This window comes from Parafrankia irregularis (assembly GCF_001536285.1).
Taxonomy (GTDB): Bacteria; Actinomycetota; Actinomycetes; order Frankiales; family Frankiaceae; genus Parafrankia; species Parafrankia irregularis.
The window spans coordinates 17,675-32,512 of the sequence record NZ_FAOZ01000013.1 but is presented as its reverse complement, the minus strand read 5'-3'; the positions used below and the strand labels follow the sequence as shown (position 1 = coordinate 32,512).

Sequence of the window (14,838 nt, the reverse complement as noted above, 5' to 3'; positions counted from 1 at the left end):
CAGGCGACTCATTGCCATCTGCGCAGGTCCTGCGGTCGGTGCCATGGTGGCCCAGAAGCGTCACCGGACGATGCACGCGCAGCAGGGAATGCACCTACCTCTGCGGTTTCCACTGGCGATGCTGGCTTCTACCGGCACCCGGTGGCCGGCTTGGGGAGGCGTGGCAGGTCGGCCGGTTCGGTGCGACGTCCTTCTGGACGTGTGTCCCATCCCATCGGCGAACGCGGACGCGGCTGGCACCTCTGGGCCAGGCGCATCCCACATGTCGCTTCATGTCGCAAATCCCGACCGCTCCGCGGCGGCCAATACGCGCGACCGGGGGAGCACCCCCACCGCCTGGCGCATCCGGTCGCGGCGCATTTCAGGCCCGGATTCGGTGGTTGTCGACGGAACGTCGCCCGTGGCGCCTCGGGTGGCGCTGAACAATGCTGCTATGAATATCCTGCCCGGGTGCGTGGGAATAACATTCGACGGCCCCTGGCGGCAGACGGAGTTCGGACTGCACCGTGATTGCGAAGAGTAGTTAGCAACTACTTTGAGTGACTACAATTCCGGGGTCGCGCCACGGATGATCTCCATGCAAGGGTCCTCTGGGGTGTCACCAGTAGGACTGAAGTCCCTAATTTGATCACCGGTGTCACGGAAAGTAGTCAAGTGCACCACTTGGGCATAATCAGATGACTCATTGCCGCTATCTGAGAACTTGTGTTAGGAATGGGCGTCTTTTCGCTTGCCCTATGGGGGGAACAATTGATCACGGCGCAGGTCGCCCATCAACATGCGAGCCAGGACCTGCTCTTTGTGGCGGTCTCGGTGCTGCTCGCCGCGATCGGCTCGTTCGCCGCGCTGGTCTGCTCGATGCGTGTGCCCTATGCGGTCGGCCGTGCCCGGCTTACCTGGACCGCGCTGGCCGCGGTGTCGCTCGGCGGCGGCGCGGTGTGGTCCATGCACTTCATCGGGATGATCGGTTACCAGGTCGCTGATCGTGACCCACGCTACGACATGCCGCTCACCGGCCTGTCGCTGTTGATCGCGATAGTTTTCTCCGCGGTGGGCCTTTCCGTGGTCGCCCGGCGTCCGGACAGCGTGCTGCGCCTGGTGGCCGGGGGAGTGATCGCGGGTCTCGGCGTTGCCGCCATGCACTACACCGGTATGGCGGCCATGCACGTCGGCAGCGAGGTCACCTATCGGCCCACACTGGTGGCACTGTCCATCGCCATCGCGATCGGTGCCGCGCTCGCGGCGCTGTGGATCGCCTTCCAGGTGGTGACCGCCTGGCACGTGGTGGTCGCTTCGGCGATCATGGCCGTGGCGGTGTGCGGAATGCACTACACGGCCATGGCCGCGACGCGGGTTTCGGCGACAGTCCTTCCTGAACCGGTGTCGGGTGCGGACCCGATCACGCTCGCCCTGCTGGTCTGCGTGATCGCTTTTTCGGTGCTCGCGGTCGTGATCTTCGCGGCGCTCGGCGGGGTGACGTACGCCGACCCCTTCACGCGGGCGCGGGCGGACCGGGAGAGCCAGCATCGCCGTGGTCGGCCCGCTGCCCCGGCGGCACCCGACGCGGCGTCGTCGTCCTGGGCGGATACCGGCGCATCGCGGTCCGGTCCGGCCGCGCGGTCCGGCTCGGCCGCGCAGCCTGGTCGAGCGGGGCAGCACAGTCGAGCGGGGCAGCATGGCCGAACCGAGCCGGCTGGTCGAACCGAGCCGGCTGGCCGAACCGAGGCAGCTGGTCGAACCGAGCCGGCTTTCCTGACCGAGCCAGTTGCCTGGGCTGAGCTACCCGGTCCGCCGCAGGTCGCGGTGCAGCCGAGTGCGCCGGTACAGCCGAGTTCACAGGGGCAGCCGGCCTGGTCGGATCGGCCCGACTGGTCGCAAGGAGTCGATCCGGCCGGTGTGCGGCCGTCGACGGAATGGACCGGCACCGCCGGCGCCTACCCATCCGGTTCCTGATCGCCGAACGAACGGCGGGCTGGCGGGCCGTACGGTACGTGAGTGAGCCTCTTCGACGCCGACGTGACGGACACGCTGGCCGCGTCGGGCCCGCTCGCCGCCCGGCTGCGTCCGCGCAGTCTCGACGAGGTCGTCGGGCAGCGCCACCTGCTCGCCGAGGGCAGCCCGCTGCGTCGTCTGGTCGAGGGCGGTGGCACGACGTCGGTCGTGCTGTGGGGGCCGCCTGGGACGGGCAAGACCACGTTGGCGCACATCGTCTCCCGGGCCACCCGCCGCCGGTTCCGCGAGCTGTCCGCCGTCACCGCGGGCGTCAAGGATGTCCGGGCCGTGATCGACGAGGCCCGGGACACGCTGTTCATGTCGGGTGTGCGGACCGTCCTGTTCATCGACGAGGTGCACCGCTTCACCCGGACCCAGCAGGACGCCCTCCTCCCGTCGGTGGAGAAGGGCTGGGTGACCCTGGTCGCCGCGACAACGGAGAATCCGTTCTTCAGCGTCGTCGCGCCGCTGCTGTCCCGGTCGCTGCTGCTCACGCTGGAACCGTTGTCCGACGCGGACATCGCGGATCTGGTCGAGCGTGCCGTCGCCGATCCGCGCGGGTACGGCGGCCGCCTCACGCTCACCGCGGAAGCCCGTGACCATCTGGTGCGGCTGTCGGGCGGTGACGGCCGGCGCGCGCTCACCGCGCTGGAGGCGGGAGCGGAGGCTGCTCTGGCCGCGGCCCGCGACGCCGACACCGGCGGTGCCGACGCCGCCGACGCGGACATCGACACGACCGGTGGTGGTGACAGCGCTGGTGAAGCGGTCCCGCTCCGGTTGGAGCTGTTGGAACGGGCGGTCGACCGGTCGGCGGTCCGGTACGACCGGGAGGGCGATCAGCACTACGACGTGGTGAGTGCGTTCATCAAGTCGATGCGTGGCGGCGACGTCGACGCGGCACTGCACTATCTGGCCAGGATGCTCGAAGCGGGTGAGGATCCGCGGTTCGTGGCCCGCCGCATGATCATCCTGGCCAGTGAGGACGTCGGTATGGCCGACCCGGGTGCCCTGGGTGTCGCGGTCTCGGCCGCCCAGGCCCTGGAGCTGGTCGGGCTGCCGGAGGCCCGTCTCGCGCTGGCCCAGGCGGTGATCCACCTGACGCTCGCGCCGAAGTCGAACACGGTCATCACCGCGATCGACGCCGCCACGGCTGACGTGCGGGCGGGTCGGCTCGGTCCCGTTCCGTCGCATCTGCGTGACGCCCACTACCGCGGTGCCTCCCGGCTGGGCCACGGCGCGGGTTACCGGTATCCGCACGATTACCCGGACGGGGTGGTCCGTCAGCAGTACGCACCGGACGTCCTCGCCGGGTCGGACTACTACCGCCCGACCGGGCACGGCTTCGAGCGGCGGGCCACCGAGCGGGTCGAGTTCCTGCGCGGCGTCCTGCGCGGACGCCCTCCCGAGCCTCCGGCGGACCCGGCGGGCTGAATCGGGGCGTGGCCCCCGCCCGGACCCTGCCCGGTCCGGGACGGACACGGACGGCCCGGGGGTTACCGGAGGTCTGCGCGTCCTGGTCGGTAAGGTCACTGACGAGCAGCATCGGCACGCCGGTCGGACCCGTCCGGCCACAGGCGCGCCTGAGGGCGGGTGGGCGGTCACCTCGACGTCACCCGCGAGCGGTGTGATTCGGCGGGGCACGGCCAGGCGTCATCCAGATGGCGGGTGTCGTCTGGGCAAGGCGTTACCGAAAACAATGGAGGCGAAGCACATGTCCGGTGGTGCGGTCGCGGGCCTGATCGCCTCGGGGGCGTTCGCGGTGCTCGTGCTCTTCGCCTGTTATGTCCTGTTCAAGCTAGGCAAGATCTTCGACGAGGCCGCTGCCCGGGTGCGGCAGACCGGTGTCGTCATCGACGAGGGCACCGCCCGGGTGCGGCAGGCGGGTGCGACCGTTGACGAGGTGAACGTCGCGCTCGCGCACGTGAACAAGGAACTGGAACGGATCGACGCGATCACGGCGAACGTGCAGACGGTGACCACCAACGTCTCGTCCCTGACGTCGATCTTCGCCGCGACGCTGGGTGGTCCCGTCGTGCGGGTGGCCGCGTTCAGCTATGGCGTGCGCCAGGCGGTCGCCAAGCGGACGAAGGCGGACGTCACGGCTCGGGTCTCCGCTCAGATGAAGGCGGAGAAGGCGCAGCGGCGGTCCGCCCGGCGCTCGCCCGAGGCCACCGCGGTCGGCGCTGACGGCCGAGGCGGTGGGCGCTGATGGTCACCCGGGTCTTCTACGTCGCGCTGGGCGCGGCCACCGGTGTGCTCGTGGTGCGCCAGGTGGCACGCGCCGTGTCGGCGCTCACGCCGACAAGCCTGGCGGGGTCTCTCGTAGAGTCGATGCGGGAGTTCGCCGCCGACGTGGCCGAGGCCATGGCCGAACGGGAGGAGGAGATCCGCTCCGCGTTGGGTCTCGACGAGCTCGAGGCGTCCGGGGAGCCGGGCGATCTGGCTGGTGGCGAGCCGTCCGGAAGCGGTCAGCACCTCGCCGCTCCGGCGCCCGTGGGCTTTGATCCGGAGCAGACGATGCGCCTGGTGCCGGGGGCACGCAGGCCCTGATCTCCCATCCGGCGGCGGCCGATCCCGGCTGCGGAGCCGGCGCCGGCCGCCTGGCCGGCCGACACATCCCGACAACCCTGGACGACGTGAACCGATGGACACGGCCGAGATCCGCCGCCGCTTTCTGAACCACTTCTCCGAGCGGGGTCACACCGTGGTCCCGAGCGCGTCCCTGGTGGCGCAGGACCCGACGCTGCTGCTGGTCAACGCCGGCATGGTGCCGTTCAAGCCCTATTTCGTCGGCGACCTCACCCCGCCGTGGAGCCGCGCGACCAGCGTGCAGAAGTGCGTGCGGACCGTGGACATCGAGAACGTCGGGCGCACCGCCCGGCATGCCTCGTTCTTCCAGATGTGCGGGAACTTCTCCTTCGGTGACTACTTCAAGGCCGAGGCGATCCCGTTCGCCTTCGAGCTCGTCACCGAGGGGTACGGCTTCAACCCCGACGACCTGTGGGCCACCGTCTACCTCGACGACGACGAGGCCGAGTCGATCTGGCGCACCCTGCTGCCCGCCGAGCGGATCCAGCGCCGGGGCAAGAAGGACAACTTCTGGTCGATGGGCGTGCCGGGCCCCTGCGGCCCGTGCAGCGAGATCTACTTCGACCGCGGGCCCGAATACGGGCGCGACGGCGGGCCGGAGGCGGACGAGGACCGCTACCTGGAGATCTGGAACCTCGTGTTCATGCAGTACGCGCGAGGTGAGGGCAGCGAGTACGGCTACGAGATCGTCGGGGACCTGCCGGCCCGCAACATCGACACCGGCATGGGCCTCGAGCGGATGGCGACGATCCTGCAGGGCGTCGAGAACCTCTACGAGATCGACATCTCCCGCCCGGTGCTGGACGCCGCCGGCCGGCTCACCGGTGCCCGCTACGGCGCGGACCCGGCCGCGGACGTCCGCCTGCGGGTCGTCGCCGACCACACGCGCACCGCCGCGATGCTCATCTCGGACGGGGTCTCCCCGTCCAACGAGGGCCGCGGCTACGTGCTGCGCCGGATGCTGCGCCGGGCGGTTCGTGACGCCCGCCTGCTGGGGGCCCGCGAGCCGGTGATGGCGGAGCTGTTCGCCGAGGTCCGCCAGGCGATGGGGCCGATCTACCCGGAGCTGGTCGACCAGGCCGAGGCGATCACCGCGGTCGCGGTCGCGGAGGAGACCGCCTTCCTGGAGACGCTGCGGACCGGGACCACCCTGTTCGACACCGCGGTGACCCAGGCCCGCTCCAGCGGGTCGGCGCAGCTCAGCGGCGAGTCCGCGTTCCGGCTGCATGACACCTACGGGTTCCCCATCGACCTGACCATCGACATGGCCGCCGACGCGGGGCTCACCGTCGACGAGGCCGGCTTCCGCCGGCTCATGGAACGCCAGCGCCAGGCGGCGAAGGCGGACCGGGCCTCCCGGCGCATCGGGAACCTCGACCTGTCGGCGTTCCGCCCGATTCTGGCCGCCTCCGGGCCCACCACCTTCACCGGCTACACCGAGCTGGTGCGGGAGTCCGGCGTCGTCGGCCTCGTCGGCATCGGTGACGGCAGCAGCCGGGTCGCGGTCGGGGAGGGCGAGGAGGTCGGCATCGTCCTGGACACGACGCCCTTCTACGCCGAGGGCGGTGGCCAGGAGGCGGACCTCGGTGTGATCCGCTTCGACGGCGGTGAGTGCGAGGTCCTCGACGTCCAGCGGCCGGTGCCCGACCTGGTCATGCACCGGGTGAAGGTGCTGCGCGGGGAGCTGCGGGTCGGTGCGGACGTCGCCGTCGAGGTCGACGTGGAGCGGCGGCGGGCTGTTTCGCGCTCGCACACCGCCACGCACCTCGTCCACACCGCGTTCCGCCGCGCGCTGGGCGAGTCGGCGACCCAGGCGGGCTCGCTGAACTCGCCGGGCCGGCTGCGCTTCGACTTCCACGCGCTCGGCGCGGTGCCCGACTCGGTCCTCGCCGACGTCGAGGACGAGGTCAACGAGGTCGCGCTGCGCGACCTGGAGGTTCGCTGGTACGTCACCACCCAGGCGGAGGCCCGCCGGTTGGGGGCGATGGCGCTGTTCGGCGAGAAGTACGGCGACCAGGTCCGGGTGGTGGACGTCGGCGACTACGCCCGCGAACTGTGCGGTGGTACGCACGTGTCCAGTTCCGCCCAGCTGGGCGCGATCAAGCTCCTGTCCGAGTCGTCCATCTCCGCCGGGACACGTCGGGTGGAGGCGCTGGTCGGTATCGACGCCTTCCGGTTCCTCGCCCGCGAGCACGTGCTCGTCTCACAGCTTTCGACCGCGCTGAAGGCCCGCCCGGACGAGCTCACCGACCGGGTCGCCGACATCGTGGGCCGGCTGCGTGACGCGGAGCGGGAGCTGGAGCGGCTGCGGGCGCAGGCCGTGCTGGCCGGGGCCGCGGCGCTCGCCGCCGGAGCGGAGGCCGTCGGTGAGGTCGCGCTCGTGACGGCCCAGGTGCCGGCCGGCACACCCGCGGACGACGTCCGGCTGCTGGCGCTGGACGTCCGGGGCCGGCTGGCCGGGCGCCCGGCGGTGGTCGTGGTGACCGAGGCCGAGGGGGCCGCCATCGTGGTCGCCACCGATGACGCCGCCCGCGGGCGCGGGCTGCGCGCCGGCGACCTGATCCGCCAGTCCTGGGCCGCGCTCGGGGGCAAGGGCGGCGGCAAGCCCGACGTCGCGCAGGGCGGCCGGGGCGACGCCTCCATGATCCCGAAGGTCTTCGCCCGGATCCGCGAGCTGGTCGCCGACCAGGGCGCGTGAGCGACACCCCGGTGCCCGGGCCTGACCCCGCTGCCGCGCCCGACCCCGGTGCTGGTGCCGGGGTTGAGGCTGGCCCCGGCGCGGCGCGGGAGGCGGACCAGGCGCCGCCCCGCGCCGAGGAACCCGGCCGAGGCGTCCGGATCGGCGTCGATGTCGGTTCTGTGCGGGTAGGGGTCGCGGCGAGTGATCCGGACGGTCTGCTGGCCGTGCCGGTCACCACGCTGCGTCGGGATGCGTCAGGTCGTCGTCACAAGGACGTCGACGAGCTTGCCGACATCGTTCGGGACAGGCACGCTGTCGAGGTTGTCGTCGGTCTGCCGCGTCAGCTCTCCGGTGAGGAGGGTGAGGCGGTCCGCCGCGCACGGCAGTACGCCGAGGTGCTGTCGACGCGTGTCGCGCCCGTACCGGTCCGTCTCGTTGACGAGCGGCTCACCACGGTCGTGGCTCATCGCCGCATGGCTGAGCGCGGACTGCGATCGCGGGCCCGTCGTGAGCTTGTGGATCAGGAGGCAGCGGTGCAGATCCTCCAGCACCACCTGGACATCCGCCGGGCCCGGGAAGCGGCCAGCCGGGCCGCGCCGGACGGTGCCGCGCGGCCGCAGGATTCGGTGTGAGCCGCGGCGCGGACGGATTCGACGGCCTGTTCGGCGGCGCCGCTGGCGACGAGTACGACGACTTCGAGGAGCTCCGGCGCCGCGAGGGGCGCCGGCGTGCCGGTGCGGCGTCCGGGCCCGGTCAGCGTCGGCCGGCGCCGGGAACCGGCCCGCAGGCCGCGTCAGCCGCCGCCGGTGGCCGGGGCGTCCGCGGCGACGGGCCCTACGACGACGTCGACGGCTATGACGACGGGCCCTACGACGGCTACCACGACGCTGAGGGTTACGACGGCGACGACTACGACGACGGGTCCTACGACGGTGAGGACCGCTACGACGACGACCCGTCCGGTGACGGTCGCGGCTCCGGCCGCCGCCGTCGCGGTGGGCCGGACGGGGCCCGGGAGCGCCGGTCGGGCAGCGCGCTGCCGCGGCTCATCGGTGTCCTGGTCGTGGTCGCCGTGCTTCTCGGAGCGGGGATCATCGGTGTCGGCAAGGTCATCGGCCGGATCGGCGGCGAGCCCGCCGCGGACTACGCCGGCGGGGGTGAGGGCATCGTCGTCATCCAGATCCCCGCGGGTGCCACATCGTCCGAAATCGCCGCCACGCTCGTCAAGGCAGATGTCGTGGCGAGCCGGCAGGCCTTCGTGAACGTGGCGACCCAGGACAGCCGAGCCCTGTCGATCCAGCCGGGTACCTACCGGCTGCGCGAGAAGATGAGCGCGGCCTCGGCACTGGACGCGCTGCTGGACGACGCGTCATCGGCGCTGTTCCGCTACACCATCAACCCGGGGGACACGGTCCGGAAGGTCCTCCAGGAGCTCTCCGCGCGGACCGGCCGGCCGATGGCCGAGCTGGAGGCGCTGGCCAAGGATCCCAGCTCGCTGGGGCTGCCCGACTATGCGAGCAACACGCTGGAGGGCTACCTCTTCCCGTCCACCTACGACGTGGCCCCGGGCACCGACCCGGTCGACGTGCTCAAGGACGCCGTCGCCCGGTTCAACGCCTACGCGCAGAAGACCGACCTCGTCGGCCAGGCCAGGGCGCTGGGCGAGACGCCGCACGACATCGTCATCATCGCCTCCATCATCGAGAAGGAGGTCGCGAACAAGGACGAGGGCCCCAAGGTCGCCCGGGTCATCTACAACCGGCTGGCGGACGACTCCGGCGGCTTCCGACGGCTCGACATGGACTCGACCACCCGGTACGCGATGAACGAGTACGAGGGCAGGCTGACCCAGGAGCAGCTGCGCAGCAGCAACCCGTACAACACCCGGGCCGTCCAGGGGCTCCCGCCCGGAGCGATCGCCAGCCCCAGCACCTGGGCGCTGGAGTCGGCGCTGAAGCCGGCGGACGGGCCCTGGTTCTACTTCGTCTCGATGCCCCAGACCCACGAGACCAGGTTCGCCGCCACCCAGGCGGAGTTCGACGAGGCGATGGTGGAGTACCGCCGCCAGGGAGGATCGGAGTAGACCGTGGCGATCAGCTCAGGCGACCGCGCGGAGCCCATCGGGGTGGGCCCGGTCGCTCGCCGTGCGGCGGTGCTCGGCGCGCCGGTGGGGCACTCCCTCTCGCCGACGCTGCACATGGCCGCCTACACCCGTCTCGGTCTCGATCTGACCTATACCGCGATCGAATGTGACGAGGCCGGCCTGCCGGCCATGCTCGGACGCCTGCGCGACGAGCCCGGCTGGGCCGGTGTCTCGCTGACCATGCCGCTGAAGACGGCGGCGGTCGAGCTGCTTGACGAGGTCGATCCCACCGCCGCGCTGCTGGGCGCGGTGAACACCGTGGTCGTGCGGTCGAACGGCCACCTGGCCGGGTTCAACACCGACGTCGACGGGGTCGGGTACGCGTTGCGTCGACTCCTCGGCCGGGCGGTTCCGGTCCAGCCGCTGATGCTCGGGGCGGGCGGGACCGCCCGTGCGGTCGTCGCCGCGCTCGCGCGGGCGGGAACACCCCGGGTCGCCATCGTGGCCCGCCGCCCGGGTGCGGTCGCGGAGCTCGTCGGGATCGGTGCCCGGCTCGGAGTCGCGGTGACGCCGCTGCCCTGGGGAATCCTCTCGGGCGGCGTGCCACCCGGCCCGGATCTGGTGATCTCGACGACTCCGGCGGGTGTGACCGACACCCTGGCCCGCCAGGCGTGGCCGGTGACCTGCCCGCTGCTGGAACTGCTCTACCACCCCTGGCCGACAGCGCTGGCCGCGTCGGCGTACCGCTCCGGTGCCCGGGTCATCGGCGGCCTGGAGGTCCTGGCCGGTCAGGCGGTCGGCCAGGTGCGCCATTTCACCGGCTGCGCGGTGGATGAGGGTGTTCTGCTCGCAGCCGGCCTCGCCGCTCTGTCCGCGCGCAACGCCGGCCCGGCGGCGGGGCCGGACCTGGCCGCGGGGCCGGACCTGGCTGCGGGAGCGGACGCGGACCATGCGGCGGCTGGTCCGGCGGGTGATCCGGTGGCCGCCGGTCCGGGTTCTGGCGGATGAGTGCGATGGCGGCCGCGGTGACCGCCGCGGCCGTCGTCTGCGCGGCACTGCCGGTCCCGGCGCTGCCGTCCATCGTCGGTGCCTTCGGACCGGTGGACGGCGTGCCGCCGCGGCGGCCGGTACCCAGCCGGCTCGTGCTCGGCGCCGTCACCGTCGCGGTGCTCGCGGCCGTCGGAGCGGCCACCTATCCGCATACGGGCCGACTGCCCGCCTATCTTTACCTGACGGTCGTCGGCGTCGTGCTGGCCGCCGTCGACCTGCGGGTCCATCGCCTGCCCGACCTGATCGTCCTGCCGTCGTACGCGGTGCTGGCGGCCCTGCTCGTCGTTCCCACGGTGGGGGAGGGCTCCACGGACCGCTGGTCGCGGGCGCTGCTCGCGGGCTTCGCGGCCTGGCTGGCGTACGGGGTGCTGTACCTGCTGCCGGGAAGCGGGCTCGGCCGCGGGGATGTGAAGACGGCCGGTCTGCTCGGGCTCGCGCTGGGCTGGCTGGGCTGGCCGGCGGTCGCGCTCTGGCTGGTCGCGGCCACGATGACCGCGGGGCTGGTCGCGCTGTCCCTGCTGATCCTGCGGCGGGTGTCCCGGCGTGATCCGATTGCCTACGGGCCGTTTCTCCTGGTCGGCGCGCTGGTCGCGGTGCTCGGCACCGGCTGGGGCCCGGCCGGCTGACGGGTGTCCCGACGGCTTGATCTGTGTGATTTACCTGGTCAGGAACCCGTCGCGGAATCCCGAGCTTCGGGCTGCCGCTGCCGCTGCTGCCGTCTCCGCCTCCGCCGCTGCTCGCGAGCAAGCAGGGTCGCCAGGCCGCTGCGCTGGCCTCCACGGATGCAGGGAGAACCGGCCCGGGCCGCCTGCCGAGAGCAAGACCTGAGGATTCTGGTCACTGGGATGACCGCGATCCTCAGATCTTCCGAACCGCGGCGTCGGGCTGCCGTTGCCGCTGAGCAAGACCTGAGGATCGGGGTTGCCGGGACGACCAGGATCCTCGGATCTTCCGAGCGGCGACGTCGGGCTACCGCTGCCGCTGAGCAAGATGTGAGGATTTCGGCTGCTGGAACGACCGAAATCCTCACTTCTTGTCGACCGTCACGTGACTCTCTGTGCCGTTTGCCGCTATTGGGGTGAATTGGTGGCGCTGCGTGGCGGCGTGGGATCCTCAGTAGGTAGCTGTGCGGCGGTGGGTGTGGACACGGACCGTCAGACCAGCACCACTGGCCCTGGGTGCGCCACTTCCTCGGGATCCCCCGACACCCTCTCGGTCCGGCTATGTGCGGTATTGGGCGGTCGTCCCTCGGCTGAACGTCGTGAAAGACTGGTCCCATGGTGCGCTGGTTGACGGCGGGGGAGTCCCACGGCCCCGCTCTGGTCGCGACAGTGGAGGGGCTGCCCGCGGGGATCCGCGTGTCCAGCGCGGAGATCGGAGACGAGCTTGCCCGCCGCAGGCTCGGCCACGGCCGTGGCGCGCGGATGAAGTTCGAGCGTGACGAGGTCGAGATGCTCGGTGGCATTCGCCACGGGGCCAGCCTCGGTGGGCCGGTCAGCATTGTCGTTCGCAACACCGAGTGGCCGAAGTGGCAGCAGGTGATGTCGCCCGACCCGATCGACCCGGCGGAGCTGGCGGGTCTGGGCCGCAACGCGCCGCTGACCCGCCCGCGGCCGGGTCACGCCGATCTCGCCGGCATGCAGAAGTACGGTTTCGACGACGCGCGGCCGGTGCTGGAGCGCGCCAGCGCGCGCGAGACCGCGGCGCGGGTGGCGCTGGGCACGGTCGCCAAGGCGCTGCTGCGCCAGGCGTATGGCATCGAGATCGTCTCGCACGTCGTGGCGATCGGCGCGGTGGAGGTCCCGCCGGGCACGCCACCGCCGGTCTCGCTCAGCGTGGTCGACGCCGACCCGGTGCGCTGCGCGGACCCGGCCACCAGCGAGCGCATGGTCGCCGAGATCGACGCCGCGCACCGCGACGCGGACACGCTCGGCGGCATAGTCGAGGTGCTCGCCTACGGCTGCCCGCCGGGGCTGGGGAGCTATGTCCACGGTGACCGCCGGCTTGACGCGCGGCTCGCGGCCGAGCTCATGGGCATTCAGGCCATCAAGGGCGTCGAGTTCGGTGACGGGTTCCGCACCGCCCGGCGGCGTGGGTCGGTCGCGCACGACGAGATCGAGCCCGTCGAGGGGCCCGGCCTGCGGGTGCGGCGGGCCAGCGATCGGGCCGGCGGGGTCGAGGGCGGGATGACGACCGGCGATCCACTGCGGGTCCGCGCGGCGATGAAGCCGATCTCGACGCTGTCGCGGCCACTGGCCACGATCGACGTGGCCACCGGCGAGCCCGCGGTGGCCATCGCCCAGCGGTCCGATGTCTGCGCGGTGCCCGCGGCCGCGGTGGTCGCGGAGGCGATGGTGGCGCTCGTGCTGGCCGACGCGGCACTGGAGAAGTTCGGGGGGGACTCCGTGGAGGAGACCCGGCGCAACTGCGAGGGCTACCTGAAGTCGTTGGCGGTGCACTGACGATGCGAACCGGGCACGAGGCCCCGGCGGCCACGGACAGCGCGGTTGCCGACAGCGATGTGGCCGACAGCGGGGCGGTCGGCAGCGGGGCGGTCGGCAGCGGGGCGGCGGCGGGTGCGGCCGTGGGCTCAGGGGAGCAGGTTCGTCCGGGTCCGCTCGCGGTCCTGGTCGGCGCGCCGGGTGCGGGGAAGAGCACGGTCGGGGTGGCGCTCGCGCGGAGGATCGGTGTGGAGTTCCGTGACACCGACCTGGACGTCGAGTCCAACCTCGGGATGAGTGTCTCCGACGTGTTCGTCGAGCACGGCGAGGAGTATTTCCGCGCGGCCGAGCGGTCCGCGGTGCTGGCGGCCCTGGCGGAGCACACCGGTGTACTGGCGCTCGGCGGCGGGGCGGTGCTCGACGCCGACGTCCGTGCCGCGCTGGCCGGGCACTGGGTCGTCTACCTCGATGTCAGCGCCTCCGCCGCGGCCAGGAGGGTGGGGCTCGCCCGTGACCGGCCTCTTCTCGTCGAGGGCCCGCGTACCCGGCTGGCCGCGTTGCTGAAGGCCCGGCGCCCGCTCTACGAGGAGGTGGCCGCCCTCACGGTCGACACCGGTGCCCTCGAGGTCGAGGACGTCGTGGCGGCGATCCTGGTCGAACTCGCGGGGAGGATGAGCCGCTGATGCCGGCGACGAAGGTCTCTGATGTGGTCCGGATCGAGGTCGCCCCGGCCGGCGACCGCTCCTACGAGGTGGTGCTCGGCGAAGGGGTGCTCGGCGAGCTGGATGTGGTCGCCGCGGGGCGGACCAGGGTCGCGGTCATCCACCCACGTGCGTTGCGGGCCACCGCCATGACCGTTGTCGCCGCGCTGCGCGCGCAGGCGGGTGCGGAGGCGCACGCGGTGGAGGTGCCCGACGGCGAGGAGGCCAAGCAGCTCCGGGTCGCCGGTGAGTGCTGGGACACCCTCGGGCGCCTCGGGTTCACCCGGGACGACCTCGTCGTCGGCCTCGGCGGTGGGGCGACCACCGACCTGGCCGGATTCGTGGCCGCCGGCTGGCTGCGCGGTGTCGACGTGGTCCAGGTGCCGACGACGGTGCTCGGGATGGTCGACGCCGCGGTGGGTGGCAAGACCGGCATCGACATCGATGCGGGCAAGAACCTGGTCGGTGCGTTCCACCAGCCGCTGCGTGTCCTCTGCGATCTCACGACGCTGACGACCCTGCCCGCGGTGGAGGTCCAGGCCGGCCTGGCCGAGGTCGTCAAGGCGGGTTTCATCGCGGACCCGCGCATCCTCGAGCTGCTGGAGGCCGATCCGACCGGGGCGGCACATCTGCCCGAGCTGGTGGAGCGTTCGATCCGGGTCAAGGCGGCGGTGGTGTCCGGGGACCCCCGGGAGGCCGGGGGCAGGGAGATCCTCAACTACGGTCACACCCTCGCGCACGCCATCGAGAAGATCGAGAACTTCACCTGGCGTCACGGCGCCGCGGTCTCGGTCGGGATGGTGTTCGCCGCGGAGCTCTCCCGGCGGGTCGCGGGTCTTGATGACACCACCGCCGCGCGTCACCGTGAGCTGCTGCGGGAGATCGGGCTGCCGGTGGAGTACCGCGGGGACCGCTGGCCGAGCCTGCTCGACGCGATGCGGGTCGACAAGAAGGCACGCGGGCGCCGCCTGCGTTTCGTCGTGCTGGAGGCCCTTGGCCGGGCACGGTCGTTCGACGATCCGGAGCCGGAGCACCTGATCGCCGCGTATCGGGCCGTCGCGGCGGGAGGCGCGCCCGTGGTGGAGGGCTGATAGGGCTGACGGCGAGCGGACTGACGGGAGCGGGCTGGGGGCGAGCGGTCCGGCGGCAGGCCGGCGGGCGAGCCGGCCGCCAGCTCTCGGAGCGCCGCCAGTTGGCCTGTGCGGCAGTGGCGATCCGGATCTGTAGACTTTGCCGCGGCCAGAAACGGTGACGAGCGACAGGCTGGCGATCGAGTACGGATCGATCGACCGGGCGGCGACC

The 14,838-nt window shown here is 72.1% G+C and carries 12 protein-coding genes; all 12 read left to right on the top strand.

The window, feature by feature from the left end:
• Nucleotides 1-750: 750 nt before the first annotated feature.
• The 12 genes from AWX74_RS20155 to aroB all read left to right on the top strand — a co-directional run bounded on the left by AWX74_RS20155 (nt 751) and on the right by aroB (nt 14,627).
• Complete coding sequence (locus AWX74_RS20155) at nt 751-1,953, top strand: MHYT domain-containing protein (protein WP_226931347.1); 1,203 nt, start codon at nt 751-753, stop codon at nt 1,951-1,953.
• Nucleotides 1,954-1,995: 42 nt separating this feature from the next.
• Nucleotides 1,996-3,423 (top strand): replication-associated recombination protein A, encoded by a 1,428-nt coding sequence (locus tag AWX74_RS20150; protein WP_091279130.1) that lies wholly within the window; start codon nt 1,996-1,998, stop codon nt 3,421-3,423.
• Nucleotides 3,424-3,703: 280 nt separating this feature from the next.
• A complete protein-coding gene (locus tag AWX74_RS20145) occupies nt 3,704-4,201 on the top strand; it encodes a DUF948 domain-containing protein (RefSeq protein WP_076833313.1) in 498 nt (165 codons plus the stop codon).
• Nucleotides 4,201-4,542 carry a hypothetical protein gene (locus AWX74_RS20140; RefSeq protein WP_091279127.1) on the top strand — a complete coding sequence of 114 codons (342 nt, stop codon included), beginning with the start codon at nt 4,201-4,203 and terminating at the stop codon, nt 4,540-4,542. Before AWX74_RS20145 ends, AWX74_RS20140 begins: the two co-directional genes overlap by 1 nt.
• 94 nt (nt 4,543-4,636) lie before the next feature.
• On the top strand, nt 4,637-7,279 hold the full coding sequence (gene alaS / locus AWX74_RS20135) for an alanine--tRNA ligase (RefSeq protein ID WP_091279123.1): 2,643 nt from the start codon (nt 4,637-4,639) through the stop codon (nt 7,277-7,279).
• On the top strand, nt 7,276-7,893 hold the full coding sequence (gene ruvX / locus AWX74_RS20130) for a Holliday junction resolvase RuvX (protein ID WP_397312880.1): 618 nt from the start codon (nt 7,276-7,278) through the stop codon (nt 7,891-7,893). Before alaS ends, ruvX begins: the two co-directional genes overlap by 4 nt.
• A complete protein-coding gene (gene mltG, locus AWX74_RS20125; protein ID WP_091279119.1) occupies nt 7,890-9,344 on the top strand; it encodes an endolytic transglycosylase MltG in 1,455 nt (484 codons plus the stop codon). Before ruvX ends, mltG begins: the two co-directional genes overlap by 4 nt.
• 3 nt (nt 9,345-9,347) lie before the next feature.
• Nucleotides 9,348-10,352, top strand: a complete 1,005-nt coding sequence (locus AWX74_RS20120) for a shikimate dehydrogenase (RefSeq protein WP_091279115.1) — start codon at nt 9,348-9,350, stop codon at nt 10,350-10,352.
• Nucleotides 10,353-10,357: 5 nt separating this feature from the next.
• The gene (locus tag AWX74_RS20115) at nt 10,358-11,020 is read left to right on the top strand and encodes a prepilin peptidase (protein WP_091279112.1); all 663 of its coding nucleotides are present in this window, start codon (nt 10,358-10,360) and stop codon (nt 11,018-11,020) included.
• Between the two features lie 651 nt (nt 11,021-11,671).
• Nucleotides 11,672-12,856: a chorismate synthase gene (gene aroC, locus AWX74_RS20110; RefSeq protein WP_091279109.1), complete on the top strand. Its 1,185-nt coding sequence runs from the start codon at nt 11,672-11,674 to the stop codon at nt 12,854-12,856.
• A gap of 2 nt (nt 12,857-12,858) precedes the next feature.
• Complete coding sequence (locus tag AWX74_RS20105) at nt 12,859-13,518, top strand: shikimate kinase (RefSeq protein ID WP_226931348.1); 660 nt, start codon at nt 12,859-12,861, stop codon at nt 13,516-13,518.
• Entirely contained in the window at nt 13,518-14,627 is a 1,110-nt protein-coding gene (aroB, locus tag AWX74_RS20100) for a 3-dehydroquinate synthase (protein WP_091279105.1), read from the top strand. Before AWX74_RS20105 ends, aroB begins: the two co-directional genes overlap by 1 nt.
• The last annotated feature ends 211 nt before the right edge of the window (nt 14,628-14,838 follow it).